At 53.6% G+C, this 20,136-nt stretch carries 19 protein-coding genes; 10 read left to right on the forward strand and 9 right to left on the reverse strand.

What is annotated here, in order from left to right; genetic code table 11:
- Positions 1 to 121: 121 nt before the first annotated feature.
- From CAUR_RS01610 to CAUR_RS01620, 3 genes are read left to right on the forward strand one after another with little or no spacing between them, the layout of a single operon-like run.
- A complete protein-coding gene (locus tag CAUR_RS01610) occupies positions 122 to 1,204 on the forward strand; it encodes an iron ABC transporter permease (RefSeq protein WP_012660424.1) in 1,083 nt (360 codons plus the stop codon).
- Positions 1,201 to 2,277, forward strand: a complete 1,077-nt coding sequence (locus CAUR_RS01615) for an ABC transporter ATP-binding protein (RefSeq protein WP_012256222.1) — start codon at positions 1,201 to 1,203, stop codon at positions 2,275 to 2,277. Before CAUR_RS01610 ends, CAUR_RS01615 begins: the two co-directional genes overlap by 4 nt.
- Entirely contained in the window at positions 2,246 to 2,821 is a 576-nt protein-coding gene (locus CAUR_RS01620; RefSeq protein ID WP_012256223.1) for a DUF7676 family protein, read from the forward strand. The genes CAUR_RS01615 and CAUR_RS01620 overlap by 32 nt, the downstream gene beginning before the upstream one ends.
- Before the next feature lie 222 nt (positions 2,822 to 3,043).
- Here CAUR_RS01620 and CAUR_RS01625 read toward each other — a convergent pair whose 3' ends face one another.
- The 4 genes from CAUR_RS01625 to CAUR_RS01640 form a co-directional block, all read right to left on the reverse strand.
- Positions 3,044 to 3,451, reverse strand: a complete 408-nt coding sequence (locus CAUR_RS01625) for a hypothetical protein (RefSeq protein ID WP_012256224.1) — start codon at positions 3,449 to 3,451, stop codon at positions 3,044 to 3,046.
- A 9-nt stretch (positions 3,452 to 3,460) separates the two neighbouring features.
- The gene (locus CAUR_RS01630) at positions 3,461 to 4,417 is read right to left on the reverse strand and encodes an ABC transporter substrate-binding protein (protein WP_012256225.1); all 957 of its coding nucleotides are present in this window, start codon (positions 4,415 to 4,417) and stop codon (positions 3,461 to 3,463) included.
- A 16-nt stretch (positions 4,418 to 4,433) separates the two neighbouring features.
- On the reverse strand, positions 4,434 to 5,009 hold the full coding sequence (locus tag CAUR_RS01635) for an ABC transporter permease (RefSeq protein ID WP_012256226.1): 576 nt from the start codon (positions 5,007 to 5,009) through the stop codon (positions 4,434 to 4,436).
- 92 nt (positions 5,010 to 5,101) lie between these two features.
- Positions 5,102 to 5,674: a flavodoxin gene (locus tag CAUR_RS01640; protein WP_012256227.1), complete on the reverse strand. Its 573-nt coding sequence runs from the start codon at positions 5,672 to 5,674 to the stop codon at positions 5,102 to 5,104.
- A 923-nt stretch (positions 5,675 to 6,597) separates the two neighbouring features.
- Between CAUR_RS01640 and CAUR_RS01645 the strand changes: the two genes are divergently transcribed.
- Positions 6,598 to 7,218, forward strand: a complete 621-nt coding sequence (locus tag CAUR_RS01645; protein WP_012256228.1) for an ApaLI family restriction endonuclease — start codon at positions 6,598 to 6,600, stop codon at positions 7,216 to 7,218.
- 11 nt (positions 7,219 to 7,229) lie between these two features.
- Positions 7,230 to 8,432: a DNA-methyltransferase gene (locus tag CAUR_RS01650; RefSeq protein WP_012256229.1), complete on the forward strand. Its 1,203-nt coding sequence runs from the start codon at positions 7,230 to 7,232 to the stop codon at positions 8,430 to 8,432.
- Between the two features lie 673 nt (positions 8,433 to 9,105).
- Here the strand turns inward: CAUR_RS01650 and CAUR_RS01655 are convergent.
- The 5 genes from CAUR_RS01655 to CAUR_RS01675 form a co-directional block, all read right to left on the reverse strand.
- Entirely contained in the window at positions 9,106 to 10,215 is a 1,110-nt protein-coding gene (locus CAUR_RS01655; RefSeq protein ID WP_012256230.1) for an ABC transporter ATP-binding protein, read from the reverse strand.
- 22 nt (positions 10,216 to 10,237) lie between these two features.
- Positions 10,238 to 11,962, reverse strand: coding sequence for an ABC transporter permease (locus tag CAUR_RS01660; protein ID WP_012256231.1), 1,725 nt, complete (start codon positions 11,960 to 11,962; stop codon positions 10,238 to 10,240).
- A 40-nt stretch (positions 11,963 to 12,002) separates the two neighbouring features.
- Positions 12,003 to 13,133: a Fe(3+) ABC transporter substrate-binding protein gene (locus CAUR_RS01665; RefSeq protein WP_012256232.1), complete on the reverse strand. Its 1,131-nt coding sequence runs from the start codon at positions 13,131 to 13,133 to the stop codon at positions 12,003 to 12,005.
- Positions 13,134 to 13,349: 216 nt separating this feature from the next.
- Positions 13,350 to 14,162 carry a YwiC-like family protein gene (locus CAUR_RS01670; protein WP_012256233.1) on the reverse strand — a complete coding sequence of 271 codons (813 nt, stop codon included), beginning with the start codon at positions 14,160 to 14,162 and terminating at the stop codon, positions 13,350 to 13,352.
- A gap of 41 nt (positions 14,163 to 14,203) precedes the next feature.
- Positions 14,204 to 14,524: a cupin domain-containing protein gene (locus tag CAUR_RS01675; RefSeq protein ID WP_012256234.1), complete on the reverse strand. Its 321-nt coding sequence runs from the start codon at positions 14,522 to 14,524 to the stop codon at positions 14,204 to 14,206.
- Positions 14,525 to 16,020: 1,496 nt separating this feature from the next.
- On the opposite strand from CAUR_RS01675, the gene lysS reads away from it, so the two are divergent.
- From lysS to lysW, 5 genes are read left to right on the forward strand one after another with little or no spacing between them, the layout of a single operon-like run.
- Positions 16,021 to 17,148: a homocitrate synthase gene (gene lysS, locus CAUR_RS01680; protein ID WP_012256235.1), complete on the forward strand. Its 1,128-nt coding sequence runs from the start codon at positions 16,021 to 16,023 to the stop codon at positions 17,146 to 17,148.
- A 15-nt stretch (positions 17,149 to 17,163) separates the two neighbouring features.
- Positions 17,164 to 18,420 (forward strand): 3-isopropylmalate dehydratase large subunit, encoded by a 1,257-nt coding sequence (locus CAUR_RS01685; protein WP_012256236.1) that lies wholly within the window; start codon positions 17,164 to 17,166, stop codon positions 18,418 to 18,420.
- 22 nt (positions 18,421 to 18,442) lie between these two features.
- A complete protein-coding gene (locus tag CAUR_RS01690; protein ID WP_012256237.1) occupies positions 18,443 to 18,943 on the forward strand; it encodes a LeuD/DmdB family oxidoreductase small subunit in 501 nt (166 codons plus the stop codon).
- Positions 18,943 to 19,941, forward strand: a complete 999-nt coding sequence (locus tag CAUR_RS01695; RefSeq protein ID WP_012256238.1) for an isocitrate/isopropylmalate dehydrogenase family protein — start codon at positions 18,943 to 18,945, stop codon at positions 19,939 to 19,941. The genes CAUR_RS01690 and CAUR_RS01695 overlap by 1 nt, the downstream gene beginning before the upstream one ends.
- 14 nt (positions 19,942 to 19,955) lie before the next feature.
- On the forward strand, positions 19,956 to 20,123 hold the full coding sequence (lysW, locus tag CAUR_RS01700) for a lysine biosynthesis protein LysW (RefSeq protein ID WP_012256239.1): 168 nt from the start codon (positions 19,956 to 19,958) through the stop codon (positions 20,121 to 20,123).
- The last annotated feature ends 13 nt before the right edge of the window (positions 20,124 to 20,136 follow it).

Genomic DNA, 20,136 nt, shown 5'->3' on the forward strand with positions numbered 1-20,136 from the left:
ATCACGTTGATAAAACCGTTCTCGAACGCATCGTGCGTGAGCATCTGGTGCAAAACAGACCGGTAGTTGAGCATATCTTCCACCAGTTGCATGAGCAGTGAGTAAGAATAGAGAGATGAGCATGACAAAAACACTCTCAGCAGCGATACAATCTACACGATGGCCACGGCCAGGCTTGCAACCGTTGGTTCTACTGGCAATGGTTGGCGTGACGCTATGCATCTTTTTGCTGAGTCTTAGTTTAGGATCGGTATCTATCCCACCCGAACAGGTGTTGAGTATTCTCTTGTACCAGGAGGCCGAACGGAAATCCTGGGTCACAATCATTTATGATTTTCGTCTTCCCAAAGCACTGACCGCCGCGCTGGCCGGTGCTGCGCTTGGTGTTAGCGGCTTGCAGATGCAGACCCTGTTTCGCAACCCTCTGGCCGATCCGTTCGTTCTCGGCATTAGTTCAGGTGCCAGTCTGGGAGTAGCCATCGTTGTACTGAGTGTTGGTGCGGCAAACACAGCACTCCTCGCAGTTGCCGGCCTACTCGGTAACGTGAGCCTGGTAGTTGCCGCCAGTCTCGGCGCCGGTATGGTTATGATGATTATTCTCACCCTCGCTCAACGAGTGCGGAGTAGCATCACCTTACTTATCCTGGGTCTGATGATAGGCTATGTAACCAGTGCTGTGGTCAGTCTCCTGCTGTACTTCAGTATCGCTGAGCGTATTCAGGCCTACATCGCCTGGAGCTTTGGCAACTTTGGTGGGGTAACATGGAGCCAGATGCAGGTACTGGCACCGACCATCGGAATAGGGTTAATACTGGCATTACTCCTGACAAAAGTACTTAACGCCCTGCTGCTAGGCGAGGCATACGCACGCAGTATGGGTATGGATATTCAACTGGCGAGATGTGGTATTGTCCTGAGCAGTTCTGTCCTCGCTGGTACAATCACCGCATTCTGTGGCCCAATTGCATTTCTCGGCATTGCCATTCCTCATCTCTGTCGAGCACTATTCCGCACCGCCGATCATCGTATTCTGCTCCCTGCCTGTATGTGGATTGGAGCAACAATCGCCCTGCTTGGTGATTTGATCGCCCAGGTGCCAGGCTATAGTATCGTCTTACCGCTCAATGCCATCAACGCACTCTTCGGTGCACCCATCGTTATGTGGGTCGTTCTGCAACGGTATCGAGGAGTTTTTGGGTTATGAGCCGCTCCATTCTGGTTACCGAACATCTCCGTATTGGCTATGCCAATCGGCGTGGAGAGGCACGAGTGGTTGCAGATCAACTCAACCTGACCCTCAATGAAGGTGACGTCGTCTGCCTGTTAGGACCAAACGGTATTGGTAAGTCAACCCTCTTGCGCACACTGATCGGTATGCAAGCACCGCTAGCCGGACGGGTCCTGCTCGATGGTATTGACATCGCTACTCTCAAACCACGAGATATTGCTCGCCGTGTCAGTGTCGTACTCACCGAACGAATTGAAGTGGGTCAGCTCTCGGTGTACCATCTGGTTGCACTAGGACGTTATCCGTATACGAACTGGATCGGGAAACTGACACCACATGATGAAGAGGTTATCCAGAGGGCACTCAGCGCCGTACAGGCAGAACAACTGGCCGGTCGCTTCGTTCACGAATTGAGTGATGGTGAGCGACAGCGAGTAATGGTAGCGCGTGCCTTAGCTCAGGAACCGCATGTGATGGTGCTCGATGAACCAATGGCCTTTCTCGATCTCCCGCGCCGGATCGAGATGATGCGTTTACTCCGCCGATTGGCCCATGAAATGAGGCAAGCTGTCATCCTTTCTATCCACGATCTTGATCTTGCCATACGAACTGCTGATCTGCTCTGGTTGATGACACCTGACGGCAAGATACAGGCCGGTGCGCCAGAGGATCTCGTGCTGAGTGGAGCGTTTGAGAAGGCTTTCGCCGGTAACAATCTTGTATTTGACCGCTTTCATGGCCAGTTTCGGCTGCACGAACCGCCATCACGCCACGCCGTACTGCTCGGTGATGGTCTGATCTACAAATGGACAATGCATGCACTGGAGCGAGCCGGTTATCAATGCAACCAGGCAGATGATACAGCAGCACTGCATATCACTATTCACGGCAATGAGCAAAACCCTCTCTGGCTTATGCAATTAAACCGGCAGACGGTGAAAAACTTCCATTCTCTGCGTGATCTGGTTACGTTTTTACGCGGGATGCCCTACCCTTATCAGTCACAGGAGACAAGCGATGACGACCACGAACCAATCTTTCATCGTTGAAGAACCGGGTAATGGAACCCTGGAAATCTTTCCGCTGCAACCAGATGAGGCAGCTCTCACCGCACTGATGACAGAACTTTTTCGTGATCATTGGGATAAAATCCATTTTGGACCACTGATTCAGGGCGCGGTGTTTGAGATTAAAGTAACCCAGCCACCTCAGCGCATCGGTATGCTCGATGGGTACCTGACAGTTGACTTCGGGGTCTGGCATTTCCATCTATGCATTGGCGAACATAAGGGGAGTAAGACACGGCCAGTTGATCCCGAACTTGCCCGGCATCGTCGTACAGGGAGGGCTGAGTTTTACCGCAGGCTCAACCCGGATGGAACGGTTGGTAGCTGGGGCATACGGTTATTTAACGGCAAAGGTGAAAACCAGATTTATATCTTTCTACCCAATCCCTTTCTTACCGACGAGATGAAATTTCGTCGGGAACCAGACTGGTCACGACTGGAATTGTGGGATGATTTACGCCAACGCTACTTAGGCTTGCCACCCGATCCTAAGGACCGAAGTGGTAGGACAATGTTCCATGGCTAGAACACATCTCAAAAATTGACAGACAGGACAGCTGACCTGTTTATGTGAACAATGAGAGCGGAAGCAGAATTTCCGCTCTCCATAATAACACGGTAGACTCACAACTGACCACGTGAGCAGATATATAGTAATGCTTTGTTCCTGGCCATGTTTTAGATTACAACCACCATCCAGAATAATAGAGCATTTGTCACCAGCCAAACCTTTCGCCTCCTACCGACATCAATTCCGCCATTCGGGACGCGGGAGCACACACGTCACCGGTCGACTCGGTTCGAGTGGATGCCTCGGTGGTGGCGATGAATCAGGGCTGAGTAGTTTCAAGCGGGCTGCGGCATGCCAGAGCAGAGCAGCCAGATCGTACAGATCGCTTTGACTCAGACACACACCAATCTCGTGATACCAGAGATGCAATGAGCCATCGGGTTGCCGGATGATCAAAAAGGGTTCGCTTCGTGCCTCATCGAACTCTGGCTTCCAGCATTGAACGAGCGCGAGCAAGGGCATCAGCTCGGCTGGATGTAAAAAGAGCGCTGCTCGCGTCCAATAGAGATGAATTGTCCCATGTTCACATTGCGCAACAATGCGAGTGGCGCTGTCGCGCGCCAGGATCGTAAGTTTACGACACATGACTTCTCCTTACGTGCCAGAGGCGAGAATCTCTTCCAACATCGTCAGTAATACTCGTTGGCCGCGCAAACCCGGAAAACCGATCCGATCCAGCTCAACCACCCGTTGGGCCTGCACTGCCGGTAGTTGTTGCCAAAGCGGATGATCCATCATTTCTGCAACCGCACTTGCCTCACCTTCAACGTCTGCGGTTTGCAGAAGGAAGATCATATCGCCATCAGCCATGGATAGTTGCTCCAGACTAATAAATGCCCGTCCATTCCGAATATTCAGATCGGTAGTTGTGGTCGGATCGGGGCGAATCTGTAGTCCCAATGCGCGAACTAACAATGGAATCGGCGAGGGACCATCGAACCAGAGCGCTACATTCATACCAGGATAAACTGTTACCAACGAAACCCGTTGCGTTGCAGTTCCACGCGCTATTGCCACACGCTGAATTTCGGCGCGCAAGGCATCAACTTCACGCAGAGCCTCTTCGGCGCGCCCAAAGACGGTAAGCGTTTCGATATATTGCGTCAACGGAGTTGCCCCACTCAACGCCACTGTTGGCGCAATCTGACTTAGCTGCCGATAGCCGATCTGGTCGATGAAAAATTCGGTACCGATAATGAAATCGGGCTGATATGTGCTGAGGGTCTCAAGTGAAATATCACCAGCCGACGGGAAAAGCTCTATTCCAGCCAATTCTTCAGCCGAAAGTAATGGGACGCGATCTGGTAGATTCACGCTTGCCGCCACCGGCCGCATCCCGCTATCAATAAGATCAATCAAGAGACCCTCTTCCCCCAACGCGAGCACCCGTGACGGATTGAGGGGCACCTGCGTTTCGCCGAACACATGACGAATGAGACGGTATGAGTCAGTCGTTGAGACTACTTCCAATGATTGTGCAGTTGAGGTACTGCTTGTGCAGGCGGACAATAGTAAGAGTACAAGGATGGCAAATAATACCATCCGATGCATCGGTACGTTCCTCGATCTATGCTTTGAGCCATCGTTGGCCAATCCAACCCGCGCATATCCCCAACAGACAGGTCAGACCAACCGCACTGCACCCAATCATCGCGCTAAGGGGTAGTGAGGTAAAGACAAAGGGGAACAACCATCCAAACAGAATCACCATCCCAACACCGACGAACAAACCGCACCAGCCGAGTCGGGCTGGAGTTAACCGTCGATAACGTGTACAGAGGGCAATAACCGGCTCGGCGACGAGCGCAAAGAACGTACAGACAAGCAATACTTCGCCGTCGATAGGAGTCAGCAGCAACAGCACGATGGCCTGGGGAACCTGTACCGCCAGTGCAGCTCCCGGCTTGCCGACCGCAACCGCAGCCAGTGCACCCGGAAACCAGATTAATGCCATGCCAATCACGAGTGGAAGTAAGCCTATAACACCCAACCACAGATGAACGAGTGGCAGCAGTACCAGCCAGAACAAACCGGAGAGGAGCAGACCACTGAGCAGGCCGATGTTCCCTACCAGCAACCAATCGCGACTGAGCCAGCGTAGCGGATCGGCAGTCGTCGGCACCGATTTATCAAGTCTCGGCATGAAACCTTCCTTACTACGGTGAATGACAGGAAGATAAACGACGAACGTACAGTTGTCAGCTCGCAGGTGGAAACGCATAGCTTCTAAACGCCTCATGGATGAATAAGGTGAGTTCCCGATACATCCCTGCGAACGATCCCTTCGGGATGCGCAGCCAGTTCGGATAGTAACTGATCAACCCATGCCTGAAGACGAGCTATCGTCTTTTCATCCTCATTTTCATAGTCAAGAGCCAATCCAAAAAACATACCATCCTCGACTCCAAGTGAATGAAAGAAATCATAACCATCGATTGGCCAGCGCCCGATGATCATTGCCCCGCGTTCGCGAACTTTTCGGCCAAGAATACCGAGTGCATCCTGGAAGGTATCGGGATAGCCCTGCTGATCTCCGAATCCGAACAGAGCGACAATGGTTCCCTGCAGATCAAGCTGGTCAAGCAGAGGAAACGCATCATACCAATCGTCTTGCAATTCACCGATATTCCAGGTCGGACAACCGATAATCCAGACCCAATACCGCAAAAGCGGACGCAAATCACGCTTCACGGTAGCGACATCGATCAGATCGACCGGTACCGTCGTTTTAGCGCGCAACATGTCAGCGATCAGGCTGGCGGCACCTTTGGTATTGTCGGTTGAACTTCCGTACACGACGGCGATCATATATACTCCTTCATCTCACCAGAAGTGTGCGAGAACAGCGAACACGCTTTCCTCTCGACATTGCAAGAGGGTGATTGTGACCAGGACCGACAGACATCATACAGCACTAAGAGGATGGATTCACTCATCGAATTGTTGAGGTTAGTATATGCTAATAAAAAACTTTTGTCAACCAAATACTTTCTTAAATCTGCGGCAATTCCTACGCCACGCGCAAGAATGATCGCTTGCCGCTACCTGCAACTCTGTTACTATCACAACAAAGGGTCGAGCTGCGTTGAAAAGCTGTGCGGTGGTACGTAGGTCGTCTAGTGCGCCTACCGGGCAGTCTGGTCGTATTGACCGTGGTTTGGGATAATGGAGTTGATCACGTATCACTGTAAGGGAGATTAGAAGTGCTTGCGACAATCTGAATGTAACCAAGGCTTTCGTCTGTTCAGACGAAAGCAGCTGCAATCAATCCCCAGACAAAATCAGCAGTCCGGCCTAATATCAAATCTGGTGTTATAGGAGTTATTGTTGTACACTGTCCAACATCCAGACGGGTGATCCACTTGAGTATGGATGTGCAGTACCAGCGTTTCTACTGTGCAAGCGGTGTATGATATACCGGATTGGCTGTGGTTCACGCTCAGGGATACACGTGTCGAGCGGTTTGGAGTGCGAACGCATGGCTTCTGCAGAAGTTGTGCTCAATGTCAGACACGTGTCGCAACGGCCACTTTGTTAGATACAGTATCTCGTTGGATACAGGACGACGTGCATGTACATCATGAATCATCTAGCTTGTCAGTGATTAATGAGGTGACGCTTATTGAGGAAACAAAGGCCAGTGCAGACACCCATACTGCCTGGCCGATGCTCATTTGCTCTATAATAATGCGAATGCGGACCTCACAGACACAATCTAAGGGTACAGATATATGGAAAGTGTTACAGACAAAATTCGTTCATTAGCATCAAAGTATGCTCAAGAGCTACAACACAAGATCGAAACTCGCACCAAAGAATTAGAAAGCGACGATCAATCACACTATCTGATATATAAAGTTCTAGGAATACAAGATGATGAAGGAAGATTAATTGATCTGTATCAAAACAAAGGACGATTTCTTTACAAATATGCCGGCGCATTTCTGGAAGAAGCTACCTTTCTCTGCTTCAAAGAACGCTTCCCTCATGCGAGACGTGCGCAAGTAGAGAACACATCTGGTCAGCGTCCACGGCAATTTCACATAGATTGCCTGATAGATAGGGAGGCAATAGAGATCAAATGGCGTGATGCTACCACTGATGGCGATCATATTATCAAAGAACATGCACGGATAAAGGTTATTAAAGATCACGGTTTTTATCCAGTTAGAGTTATGTTCTTCTACCCTAATCGAGAGCAGGCCAAAAGGATACAAGAGACCATAAAAACCGTCTATCAGGGTATCGGAGGAGCATGTTATACTGGAGATGATGCGTGGGAATATGTAAGAACCAGAACAGGCATTGATTTAAAGGTGATTCTGGTCAATATTGCAAAAGATTTGCAATGAAAGGAGTGGATATGACAGTGCTTTGTGGAGATTGTAGAATTGTTTTACAAAGTATAAATGACAGCAGCATTGATCTTGTGTATATGGATCCGCCATTTTTTACACAAAAAACCCATGCTCTTGTCAATCGCGATGGTAATGCATCGTATTCATTTGAAGACACCTGGGAATCTATCGAAACATATCTTGCCTTTATGAGAGAGGTTTTGATACAGTGCAAACGTGTGCTTAAGGATACTGGTAGCATCTTTGTTCACTGTGATCGGTCAGCCTCCCATCATCTTCGTGTACTTCTTGATCAGATATTTGGCCCAGAACACTTTCAAAGTGAGATTATCTGGACATATCGGCGATGGTCAAACTCAAAAAAAGGTCTTCTCCCGGCTCATCAGACAATATATTTTTACAGTAAGACGGAGAACTTTAAGTTTAATGTTCTTTTTACTGACTATTCACCAACCACAAACATTGATCAGATTTTACAGGCAAGAGCGCGCAATGAAAAAGGAAAGTCGGTATATCGTCGCGATCAACACGGTAACATTGTCGCAGGTAAGGAGAAAAAAGGAGTTCCGCTTTCTGATGTCTGGTATATCCCGTTCCTAAACCCAAAAGCAAAGGAAAGAGTTGGCTATCCTACGCAGAAGCCTGTTTTGTTGTTAGAGCGAATCATCAAAATCGCAACCGACAGTGGGGACAGCGTACTAGACCCTTTCTGCGGTAGTGGAACAACACTCGTTGCTGCAAAGTTACTCGGACGAACATATATTGGCATTGATATATCGCGAGAAGCGGTTAGCCTGTCGGAAGAACGATTACGCCAGCCTATCAAAAGCGAGTCACAGTTGCTCGTCGTCGGCGAGGAAGGGTTTCGGATGAAGTCTAACTATGAACGAAACCTGTTAAAAGCACTTGATGCCGTTCCTGTCGAAAGGAACAGCGGCATAGATGGATTTTTGTTTATAGATGAGCAGCCCATACCTGTACGAATTCAAAAAGATGATGAAGATATTGCAACTGCCAGGCAAAAGTTGAAAGCTGCGAGTAGAGCAAAGCAATGCTCATCGATGATTTTAATTAGAACAAAGACTGAGAACAATCTATGTCTTTTTGAAACAGAAGATGATGATGTCCTGGTTATAGATGCTTACGATCTTATCATCCGTTCCTGGCTTCATAAACGGAAGTATCGCAAGAAAACAACAGTTTCATAGAGTATATTTCTGCCGAAACCGCATTTCTGTCAAAAGCATTGACCGGTAAATTATCAATCACGGCTTGTGGAAGACTGCTGCGACAAGCGCCTGGAATTTAGTGAGGTAGGTACGGAAGCTACGCTTCTACACTCCAAACTGCCCAAAGCGGGTATCCTGAGCGTGAACGGTAGCCAATCCGGCACGTAATGTCACAGCGTACATAGCGGAAACACTGACTCCGCACTCAGGTATTACCTCATGGTGATCATTAGGATAGCGCACAGTGACTTCTTTACAACCATATTTTGATGTTATCGATTTAGCCCAGGACACGTTCCGGGAATCGGTTCAGACAGCGAGGACACACACAATAGCAGCGGCGATGTTGGTGAGAGCAAGCAGTGCAGTGAACGTATCGGTAGGGTCGCAGACCGGATGCCCATGACCGTAGTGTTGAGCTATGAGTGGTGGGCTTAAGGGTAAGGAGAAGTAGCACAGACCATACCGGTCACCACAGCACGATAACGTAACAATAGTGCGCATCGTCAATGACCGGTGCTCTGGCGCAACCCACAGGAAGGGAATGAGTTAAATGTCTGGCTTCCGCACACCAAACAACAAACTACCTTCTCTTTCTATCTTCTATCTTCTATCTTCTATCTTCTATCTTCTATCTTCTATCTTCTATCTCCTATCTCCTATTTTCTATCTCCTCCACACCCTCCCCCCTGCCAACATCAGTAACCGCACGACCATTCCGGAAACACACCAGATCGTGACCAGGGTGCAGCTCGACACGCACACGGGTGCCGGGTGCATAGATACGGGTATGGGGCATCAGACTGTAAATGGTGCGGCCTGACGGCAACGCAATCTGATACATGCAGTGCATCCCTTGAAAACCGGTGCGAGCAATGTACGCCTGACCGGTCTCATCAGGATATACGGTCAGATCGTCAGGACGAACCAGGATATTCACTTCCGCTCCTGAATCCAACGAGAGACGTTGTGGCAAAAAGCCAAGCTCGGTTTCCAGACCATCAGCGGTGGCCCGCCCTGAAATGAACACCGTATAGCCAAAAAACTCAGCTACAAAGTGAGTTGCGGGTTGGTGGAACACCTGCTCAGGCGTGCCTATTTGTTCGATACGCCCCTGATTCACAACCGCCACCCGGTTACCAAGGAGCAGTGCTTCTTCCTGATCATGCGTGACAAAGAAGGTCGTGATATTGATCTCTTTCAGAAGACTCTGAAGCTGCTCGCGCATTGCGGTTCGCAAACCGGCATCCAGACTGGAAAAAGGCTCATCGAGCAACAAAATATCAGGCTGCGGGGCCAGGGCACGCGCCAGGGCTACGCGCTGTCGCTCGCCACCGGACAGCTCGTGTGGGTAGCGGTCTGCCATATGGGCCAGATGTACCATCTCGAGCATCTCGTACACACGCCGTTGCACATCAGCTTTTGACCGGCCATGGAGACCGAACGCCACATTTCTGGCTATCGTCATATGCGGAAAGAGGGCATAATCTTGAAACACCAGCCCTACCCGCCGTTTCTCTGGCGGCACAAAGACCCCCTTGCCACTGACGATACGGTTTTGGATCTTGATGCTGCCTTCATCCTGGACATCCAGACCGGCAATTAAACGGAGCAGGGTTGTCTTGCCACAACCGCTAGGCCCAACGATCACCAGGCATTCTCCCTGCGCTGCCGCCAGAGATACGTTATTCACAGCGACAACCTTGCCGTACCGTCGGGTAACGTTTTGCAGTTGAAGTGCCGGTTCTGCGCTGAAATTCATCAGACGTCTCCTCTAACCAATGCTATGTTCTCTCGATGGAATGTCTGCCTCTCAGGGTTGCCGACCGAATAAGAATACCTACCACCAGCAAATCAGCGACCACAATGGTCAACGCCGGTAAAGCTGCTTCACTCCACAACGACTCAGCCACGTTCTGCCAGATCCAGAGCGCCAGTGTTTCGTAGCCAAAAGGCCGGAGCAACAAGGTGATGGGAAGTTCCTTCATCACATCGACAAAGACCAGGGCAGCGCCGGTCAACATACCTGCGCGAATCAGCGGTAGATGCACATGCCATAAGACACGAATTGGTCTGGCGCCCAGGGTACGGGCTGCGGCTTCAATGCCGGGTGAGATCTTTTCCAGACTGGCTTCAACGCTTGAGTGAGCTACCGCCATGAACCGCACCACATACGCATAGATCAGACCGGTGATGGAACCGGTGAAGATTAACCCTGGCAACACACCCCACCACTGGTAGGTCACATCGTTCAGGGTATGATCCAGCCAGGACAGCGGCAAGAGAACACCCAACCCGATCACAGCGCCCGGAATGGCGTAGCCGAGAGTTGCTCCCCGTGCAGCCAGACGGGTCACCGGCGAACGGCTCAGGTGTGTGCCATAAGCCAGCAACACTGCCGCCAGGACGGAAATAACCGCACCGGCACCGGCCAGGATCAGGGTTGCCCGCACATGGCGCCAGTAGATCGCCAGCAAGCCTTCAGGCATCCGGTGCCACAACTCATGCACACTCCACTGGATCAATTGCGACACCGGGAGCAGAAAGGCCGTGGCCAATACAAAGCTACATACCAGGGTGGCGGCCAGAGCACGCCAACCGGTTAAGGGCACCTGGGCAAGGCCGTGTCCACGCGAACCCTCTTGCACATAGCGGGCACGTCCTCGCGTATAGCGTTCAATCAGCAACGCGCCGAAGGCAAACAGCAGGAGCACTGCGGCTGATTGCAGCGCTGCATCGCGATCCATCATGCCGTGCCAGATCCGAAAGATACCATCACTCAGAGTGGGAAAATTCAAAAAGCGTACCGTACCGACATCGGTCAAGACTTCCATCAACACCAGGGAAAGGCCGGCAACCAGGGAGGGGCGCGCCATCGGCAGCACAACCCGCAAGAATGCCTGAAGACGGGTCACGCCAAGTGTGCGGGCAACCTCGAACGTGCCCCGGCCATGTTCGTGGAATGCAGCACGTGCCAATAGATAGACATATGGGTACAGGGTCAGCGTCATGACGAATATCGCTCCGCCGCCAGAGCGGATCGACGGAAACCAGGCACTGCTCCCAAACCAGGCGCGCAATGCTTTTTGCACCGGACCGGCGTAATCGAACGTCGCCATGAAGACAAAAGCCAGCACATACGAAGGCACCGCCATAGGCAGCATCAATGCCCAATCGAACAGCCGCTGACCAGGAAAACGATACGCCGTCACCAGCCAGGCCAGCGCCGTACCCAGCAGCGTTGTGCCGAGACCAACTCTGATCAACAGCACAACCGTGTTGGAAAGGAACTCGGCCAGCCGGGTGGCCCAGAGATGCTGCCACACATCGGGGGCAGGCTGCACCAGCATGCGCAAAATGATCGCGATAGGCAACAGCGCCAGCCCGGCGATCAGGAAGGCAATGATACTCCAGCGATCCGGGAGTGACCAGTTTCCGGCAAGTTGTTGACGTTTAATCAGCATGACGTTCCAATACCGGCGAGTCAACGGGACGATCATACTGCGCATCGCCCGTTGACTCCTCTATAATTATCGGGTACAACCCGGTTTATTGATACCCGGCTTCGTTCATCAGCTTGATCGCATCAGCTTGCAGACTGCCAATCTCGCTAATCTGCAGTGTATCGCGCTTGAAGTCACCCCACTGCTGGATCAGCTCATGCGGTGCTACATTGGGGTTTGCCGGATACTCGAAATTGCTGTCGGCGAACAGACGCTGACCGCGCTCGGTGCTCAGCCACTCAAGCAAGCGAATGGCATTCTCTGGATGGCGGGCGTATGTCGTCACACCGGCGCCACTAGCGTTCACATGCACACCCTGCTCGGCCTGATTGGCCCAGAGGAGCTTAACCGGGTAATTGGCGTCTTCACTGAGCAAGCGAGCCAGGTAGTAGTGATTGACAACACTGATGTCGCATCCTCCCTCGGCAATGGTCTGCAAAATTCGCGTGTCGCTGTCAATATACTCTTTGGCATTCTGTGCCCAGCCAGTCACAATCTCTTTGGCCTTGTCGTAGCCGTGGTGGACAATCAGGCTGCTCACCAGCGACTGGGTGTACGACTTGGTTGACGGGCGCCAGCAGATGCGGCCTGCCCACTTTGGATCGGCCAGCGACTCGTAGGTGGCGATCTCTTCAGGATTGACCCGATCTGGATGGTACGCGATGGTGCGCACCCGCAGGGAGAGAGCATACCACTGATTGCTCGGATCCTGCAAATAGTCGGGAATATTGCTCTCCAACACATCCGAATTGATCGGACGCAGCAAACCTTCCTGCGCTGCCAGCCAGAGATTGGCGGCATCGACCGTGAACAGCACATCAGCCGGTGTGAAGCGCCCCTCAGCTTTCAACCGCTCACGCAATTCGGCATCGCTGCCAAAGGTAAACCGCACCTCAATGCCCGTCTCTTTTGTAAATTCGGCAAACGCCGTTTCCATCTGGCCGTAGTGACGGGCAGAGTAGACGTAGACAATCGGTTCCTCAACCGGAACTTCCACTGTCTCGCGCACAACTACCGTTTCCCGAACAGGAACTTCCTGAGTGACGACTACGGTTTCCCGAATAGTCTGAGGGGCAGTCTGTGATGCACTCTGATTCGTACAGGCCACCAGCGATACTACGAGAAGAATGAACCCAACAAGTGTTATTCCGGCCTTTTTCCTTCGTGTGAAGAGCATGTATCTCCTCCCCAATTACTAGAACCTTATTGACTTTATTAGTATACACTAATAATCCAATTTAGTCAACCAAATACTTCTTAAATTAAGATTGCCTGTCTCTACCATCACCAGGCGACTTTCGGCATTGGGGCACTCTACCTGCATCCAAACGGGGAACAGCGACCGGTGTCTCTGCACCACAGAGAGGACAGCCAGAACAGGCGCAACGTATTGTTATGACAATCCAAACCTGATTCCCACCACCACCAGCAAAGCGACTATCACCTCTTGCACCCCAACCAGTGGCGTTGGCGTGGCAAGACTACGCGGCGATAGACCAATCCAGCAACGCATAAACAGCAAGGCAAACACCAACAGTACCGGCCAGCTTACCCAACCGATGCTTAGCAAACCGGCCACGGTCACAAGCGCCGCCAGGTGCAAGATCAAGGCCGGTGCGCGATGGGCAGGTTCGTTGCGCGCCAGTCGCAGGCGAATTCTGACGTAGACGATAGCGGTGACTGCCTGCAACGAAAGTAACAACCACAGCCCAAGCGCCGACCACAATGTCCAGCCGGCTGCCATCACAATCACGGCTGCCAGCGCACTGATGGCAATAGCACCTGCCAGTTCGGCAAGCAGCGCCCGGCTTTGTTTCCGGAGATCGAAGAACAACTGAACCACTGCGAAGGGGACAGCCAGTATGATCGGCGGCCAGAAGGAGAACGCCGCATACCACCAGGCCATGCCAACAGCGATCAAGGTGATGGCGCCATAACCCAGCACAAACCGCTCGGCCCAAACGGTGCGTGGATAGCGCTTCCCTCGGCGATAATCGCTAATCGCCAGCTTCAGTGGCTGCCGACCCAGAAAGGCACCTAATGCTGCCAGACTCAACCAGAACCCGGCTGGTGATGGTGCCAGCCATAACCCTAACGCGATGGGTGCACCCACCATGCTCCAGCCACCGTGTTCAATCGGTAGGGCAATTGGGCGCAGGCGTACCGGCGCTGGCTTTGTTGTTGCGGCAGAGTTATGCTGCTGCATATACCTATCTCAACAGCGTGTAAACCTGCATGACGCGCGTCCTACCGTGTACCACGTAACAGCAGCAAGAGCATGATCACCGGCGTATGCGCCTGAATGCTGTGAGGCAGATGAGCCGGCATATGCACCCAGGTACCGGGTTTTGCTTCGACAACCTCTTGACCAAGCGTCACCCGTGCTTCACCCTGCACGAAGTGCATGATTGCCGGTGTGGCCGCCGTATGTTCGGAAAGCTCCTGACCAGCAGCGAAACCAAATAAGACCGCTTTGATCTGATCGTCCTGATAGATGGTGCGGCTAATAGTACTATCGTCCGGGATGCTGATCTGCTCAAGTACATGACGAACGGTTGCCGGGTTCATAGTTCCTCCCCCTGATCAGGGCCGGGTTTGACGGCGGGGTTGAGCCGAAACACATATCTTCAGGCGATCATTCCAGCAGATGCACAGGCACGTCTGCAAACCGGCGAGTAAGCGATTGCAGTGCTCTTTATCTGCGAACGCTGAGCGTAAGCATACGCTAATATAAAAAATTTGTCAACGTAAATCCTTCTAAATTATGGGTGACAAAGTGACAACTTTCCATACCAATTCGTTATAAGCGTCATCGAGTAGAGGGATAACAGCGTGAGAGGAGTGGGGCTACCGGGTATCCCTTCGTCACACCTCTCGTGCATACCGCGCCACACCCGGCCTCCCCGTCTGGCAGCGCAATTGAGAACGACCACCCCATCCGCAATGGCAAGGTGATCGGGAACACGCAACGTCTGTAGGGGCAGGTTTTGAACCCGCCCCTACCTGCCAATGCCCGACACGCGATCCACCACGTCCCCTATTCATCCCCTCGTGCATATCGTGCCACACCTGGCATCCCCGTCTGGCAGCGCAATTGAGAACGACCACCCCATCCGCAATGGCAAGGTGAACGGGAACACGCAACGTCTGTAGGGGCAGGTTTTGAACCCGCCCCTACCTGCCAATGCCCGGCCCGCGATCCACCACGTCCCCTATTCATCCCCTCGTGCATATCGTGCCACACCCGGCATCCCCGTCTGGCAGCGCAATTGAGAACGACCACTCCATCCGCGATGGCAAGGTGATCGGGAACACGCAACGTCTGTAGGGGCAGGTTTTGAACCCGCCCCTACCTGCCAATGCCCGGCATGCGATCCACCACGTCCCCTATTCATCCCCTCGTGCATATCGTGCCACACCCGGCATCCCCGTCTGGCAGCGCAATTGAGAACGACCACCCCATCCGCGATGGCAAGGTGATCGGGAACGCGCAACGTCTGTAGGGGCGGGTTTTGAACCCGCCCCTACCTGCCAATGCCCGGCCCGCGATCCACCACGTCCCCTTTCGCCCCCCTCGTTCGCCGCATCCCGCGTAGTTATAGATGGTGCCACTGCTGACGGTATCTCCCTGTCCGTTCGGATCGTACCGGTAATACCCCCGGACTTTGCCGATGGAAGGGCCAGTCATAGATCACCGCGCATTATTTCCGGCGTGGATTTACGACATAGCTTCTCCACCAGGACTATTCACTTGACACAATTAGCGACTCCTGATATATTCGTGGCATTGTAAGAGATATATTCGTGGCACTATGAGAAACGTGAATCTTTTCGCCAAGCAGAACAAGCAAGCGAAGAAGCCGGACGAGAGGTCTGGTTAGCTCTGCTTGTCTGCTGTGCGTAAGAGACAAGACCCGGCTCACCAGACCTACGGTGCGCCGGGTCAATTGTTTGTACGGAGGGAAGTATGAAACACATTGCTAGCGTCAGCCCAATCGCCTACACGCCACGCTATTGCCGGCCAGAACTCTTTGGCTCCTGTCAAGTGAGAGAGGTGCTGATCTATGTCACTGCCTGAGCGCTTGTTTTTTGTTGATACGACATTGCGCGAAGGCGAACAATTCGCCAGCGCTCGCTTTACAACTGCTCAACGAATTGCCATTGCTGAAATGCTCGACGCCTTTGGCGTAGAGTATATCGAACTCACCTCCCCTGCTGCCTCACCACAAAGTGCGCGTGATCTTGCAACTATCGCCCGTCGCGGTTTACGTGCCCGCATCCTCACCCATATCCGCTGCCATATGGCCGATGCTCGGCTCGCTGTTGAACACGGCGCGCAGGGTGCAAATCTGCTCTTTGCCACGTCCGAACCGTTACGCACGGTAAGCCACGGTCGCAGCCTGAGCGAAATCCTGGCTGAGGCCAAACGTGTGATCTGCTATCTCCGTGACCACGACATTGAAGTACGCTTTTCGTGCGAAGATAGCTTTCGTACCGACCTCGCCGATCTGATCCGTATTTACCGCGCCGTTGAAACAATGGGTGTGCAACGGGTCGGTCTGGCTGATACGGTGGGCATCGCCACCCCACGCCAGGTCTACGACGTGGTGCGGGCAGTACGTAACGAAGTACAGTGCGACATCGAATTTCACGGCCACAATGATAGCGGCTGCGCAATTGCCAATACCTTCTCGGCCTATGAGGCCGGTGCAACGCATCTTGATGTGACGGTACTCGGCATCGGTGAACGGAATGGGATCGCCAGTTTGAGTGGTATGATTGCGCGCATCGCCAGCATTGATCCATCCCGCGTGCAACGCTATCGCCTCGATCTGCTGCCCAAAATTGATGAGACGGTTGCAACGATGCTCGGCATTGAGATTCCGTTCAACCAGTGTATTACCAGTCCGACCGCGTTCCACCACAAGGCTGGGATGCATACCAAAGCGGTGTTGAGCGACCCGCGCAGCTATGAAGTGCTTGATCCCAATCTGTTCGGTCGGCAGCGCACTATCGCGATTGCCCATCGGCTGGTTGGATGGCACGCTGTCGCCGAACGTGCGCGTGAACTGGGCATTACGCTCAGCGAAGCCCAGGCCCGTGCTGCCGCTGCCCGGATCAAGGCACTCGGTGACGAACACGATCTTGATGGCGCAATGATTGACGAGATTCTCTATAGCTACGCAGAGTAAGGGGAGGATACGGCTATGCCAACGATGAGCGAGCAAATTTTGAGCCGTGTCGCCGGGCGGACGGTGCGCGCCGGTGATGTGGTGACGGCAAACGTTGATCTGGTGATGGTGCACGATAGTCTGGCCCCCGGTATTATTCGCATCTTGCATCAAGAGTTAGGTGCAGAACGGGTCTGGGATCCGCAACGGGTCGCCGTCGTGATCGATCACGTCGCCCCCGCCGCCAGTGTCCAGACCGCCGAGAAGCAGCAAGAGGTGCGGCGCTGGGTACGTGCTCAGGGCATTCCTCATCTGTTTGATGTTGGGCGTGGCATCTCGCACCCGGTGCTGGTCGAGGAAGGGCTGGCCCAGCCGGGGATGCTCATTCTGGGGAGTGATAGCCACAGCACGGCCTATGGCTGCGTGGGTGCGTTTGGTACCGGAATGGGCAGTACCGATATTGCCCTGGCGCTGGCCACCGGCAAGACATGGCTGCGCGTACCTGAAACAATTGTTGTCCGGGCACGCGGTAGGTTTGGATTTGGCGTTGGCCCCAAAGACCTGGCGCTGCGTGCGGCCCGTTTGCTGCGTGCCGATGGCGCAACTTACGCCGCAATTGAATGGCACGGTGTCGAATTCCTGAGTGTGATGGAGCGTATGACGCTGGCGACACTTTCAATTGAAATGGGAGCAAAAGCCGGCATTGTGCCGCCGACCGGTCTCAATGTCACCGGCCCGCTCTTGCCCACAGTCACCGCTGATGCCGGCTATCAGGAAGTGGTTGAGATCGATCTCGACCAGCTTGAACCACAAGTCTCAGCTCCCCATTACGTTGACAACGTCGCCAACCTCAGCGATCTGGGTCGGGTCGCAGTTGATGTCGTGTACCTCGGCACCTGCACCAACGGTCATTATGAAGATATGGCAGTTGCCGCCCAGATTCTGGCCGGACGCCGACTCGCGCCGGGTGTGCGCATGATTGTGGTACCAGCAAGTGCGCAGGCCCTGCAGCGTGCTGCTGCCGATGGCACACTCGCGACGCTCCTGGCTGCCGGTGCCACCATCGGCACACCGGGATGCGGTGCCTGCATCGGTCGTCACATGGGAGTCCTTGCCCCAGGCGAGGTCTGTCTGTTTACCGGCAACCGCAACTTCCGTGGTCGGATGGGTAGCCCTGAAGCGCAAATCTATCTGGCATCGCCGGCGGTTGCCGCAGCCACAGCACTTACCGGCTATCTAACTGATCCGCGCACGGTGATGGATGGACAACCGGCTATCGCTTCCCGTAACTAAGTGAAGAAAGAGAGGTATCGCTATGGCTCGCGTGTGGCTCTTCGGCCCCGATATCAATACCGACCAGATCGTACCCGGTCGCTACGCACCCTACATGCTGAAAGACGAGAGTGAATTACGGCGCTATCCGTTTATCGAGCATCGGCCAGATTTTGCGGCCAATGTGCGACCGGGCGACATCATCGTAGCCGGCAAGAACTTTGGTTGCGGCAGTTCGCGTGAATACGCCCCGCTGGCGCTGCGAATGGTGGGTATCGGCGCGATTATTGCTCCCCTCTTTGCCCGCATCTTCTTTCGGAATGCGCTCAATCTTGGCATTCCATGCTTTACCGCCGATCTTACCGGCGAGCTAGCCGATGGTGATGAGGTTGAACTTGATCTGGAACAGGGCCGTATCACAACCGCCGATGGGCGCGTGATTCATCTGCCACCGCCACCGCTCTTCTTGCGAGAAGTCTGGGCGGCGGGAGGGATTGTGCCCTTTTACCGTACCTACGGACGTTTTCCCGGTGAGGTGGCCTGATGCAGATCTGTGTTATTCCCGGCGATGGGATCGGCCCGGAAGTCATAGCCGTGGCAACTGCGGCCCTGCGTGTGCTGGCACCCGATCTGACCATCAAAGAGGCAGAAGCGGGATGGGCTGTCTTTCAGCGCACCGGTACGGCACTTCCTGAAACAACCCTGGCTCTGGCGCGTGAGGCGACGGCGATCCTCTTTGGTGCGGTCGCGTCACCAAGCCATCCGGTTCCCGGTTATCGCAGTCCGATTGTCGAGTTGCGGCGCACCCTCGACCTTTACGCCAATATTCGACCAACCGTGGGCAATGAGGTTGACCTGGTGGTTGTGCGTGAAAACACCGAAGACCTGTACATCGGGCGGGAACGGTTAGAAGATGATGGCGCGACCGCCATTGCCGAACGTGTCATTACCCGGGCCGCCTCGGCCCGGATCGTGCGTACCGCCTGCGAACTGGCTCGCACGCGCCAGGCTTACGGCCATCCCGGCAAAGTGACTATCGTCCACAAAGCCAATGTCTTGCGGGTCAGCGACGGTCTTTTCCGCACGGTAGCGCTCGAAGTCGCCGCCGATTATCCCGAACTGACCTTCGAGGAACGGCTGGTTGATGTTGCGGCCATGCAACTCGCTGCGCAACCGCAACGATTTGACGTGATCGTAACCACCAACATGTTCGGCGATATTTTGTCGGACATTGCCTGCATTCACGGCGGTGGATTGGGCGTTGCCGCCAGCAGTAATCTCGGCCATGGCCGGGCGTTGTTTGAACCAGTGCATGGTGCAGCGCCCGACATTGCCGGACGGGGAATCGCTAATCCAACCGCAGCACTCAATTGTGTCGTAATGCTGCTCGACTGGATCGGGCGTCCGCATGCGGCGGAACGCCTCCGTTCTGCCATCACGGCTGTGGCGGCTGCCGGCATTCGTACACCCGATGTCGGTGGTCAGGCAACCACCCGCGAAGTCGCCGATGAGATTCTTAACCAGTTATCTGCTCAGATGTGAAAGGAGAATCAGCCATGCACGCCGAATGCCCTGAATGTGTTGCCCAGATTACCTTACCTGCCAGCACGCTGGAGAGCGAAATTGTCGCCTGTCCCGACTGTGGTGCTGAGCTGGAAGTCGTCAGTCTCAACCCACCCACACTTGCGCTGGCGCCAGAGGTCGAAGAGGATTGGGGCGAATAGCCAGATCGTCCGT

The sequence above is a fragment of the Chloroflexus aurantiacus J-10-fl genome (assembly GCF_000018865.1).
Taxonomy (GTDB): Bacteria; Chloroflexota; Chloroflexia; order Chloroflexales; family Chloroflexaceae; genus Chloroflexus; species Chloroflexus aurantiacus.

Bases quoted from the DNA above. Each gene is read 5' to 3' on its own strand.
- CAUR_RS01610 (WP_012660424.1), top strand. From the start codon at position 122: ATGACAAAAACACTCTCAGCAGCGATACAATCTACACGATGGCCACGG.
- CAUR_RS01615 (WP_012256222.1), top strand. From the start codon at position 1,201: ATGAGCCGCTCCATTCTGGTTACCGAACATCTCCGTATTGGCTATGCC.
- CAUR_RS01620 (WP_012256223.1), top strand. From the start codon at position 2,246: ATGACGACCACGAACCAATCTTTCATCGTTGAAGAACCGGGTAATGGA.
- CAUR_RS01625 (WP_012256224.1), bottom strand. From the start codon at position 3,451: ATGTGTCGTAAACTTACGATCCTGGCGCGCGACAGCGCCACTCGCATT.
- CAUR_RS01630 (WP_012256225.1), bottom strand. From the start codon at position 4,417: ATGCATCGGATGGTATTATTTGCCATCCTTGTACTCTTACTATTGTCC.
- CAUR_RS01635 (WP_012256226.1), bottom strand. From the start codon at position 5,009: ATGCCGAGACTTGATAAATCGGTGCCGACGACTGCCGATCCGCTACGC.
- CAUR_RS01640 (WP_012256227.1), bottom strand. From the start codon at position 5,674: ATGATCGCCGTCGTGTACGGAAGTTCAACCGACAATACCAAAGGTGCC.
- CAUR_RS01645 (WP_012256228.1), top strand. From the start codon at position 6,598: ATGGAAAGTGTTACAGACAAAATTCGTTCATTAGCATCAAAGTATGCT.
- CAUR_RS01650 (WP_012256229.1), top strand. From the start codon at position 7,230: ATGACAGTGCTTTGTGGAGATTGTAGAATTGTTTTACAAAGTATAAAT.
- CAUR_RS01655 (WP_012256230.1), bottom strand. From the start codon at position 10,215: ATGAATTTCAGCGCAGAACCGGCACTTCAACTGCAAAACGTTACCCGA.
- CAUR_RS01660 (WP_012256231.1), bottom strand. From the start codon at position 11,962: ATGCGCAGTATGATCGTCCCGTTGACTCGCCGGTATTGGAACGTCATG.
- CAUR_RS01665 (WP_012256232.1), bottom strand. From the start codon at position 13,133: ATGCTCTTCACACGAAGGAAAAAGGCCGGAATAACACTTGTTGGGTTC.
- CAUR_RS01670 (WP_012256233.1), bottom strand. From the start codon at position 14,162: ATGCAGCAGCATAACTCTGCCGCAACAACAAAGCCAGCGCCGGTACGC.
- CAUR_RS01675 (WP_012256234.1), bottom strand. From the start codon at position 14,524: ATGAACCCGGCAACCGTTCGTCATGTACTTGAGCAGATCAGCATCCCG.
- lysS (WP_012256235.1), top strand. From the start codon at position 16,021: ATGTCACTGCCTGAGCGCTTGTTTTTTGTTGATACGACATTGCGCGAA.
- CAUR_RS01685 (WP_012256236.1), top strand. From the start codon at position 17,164: ATGCCAACGATGAGCGAGCAAATTTTGAGCCGTGTCGCCGGGCGGACG.
- CAUR_RS01690 (WP_012256237.1), top strand. From the start codon at position 18,443: ATGGCTCGCGTGTGGCTCTTCGGCCCCGATATCAATACCGACCAGATC.
- CAUR_RS01695 (WP_012256238.1), top strand. From the start codon at position 18,943: ATGCAGATCTGTGTTATTCCCGGCGATGGGATCGGCCCGGAAGTCATA.
- lysW (WP_012256239.1), top strand. From the start codon at position 19,956: ATGCACGCCGAATGCCCTGAATGTGTTGCCCAGATTACCTTACCTGCC.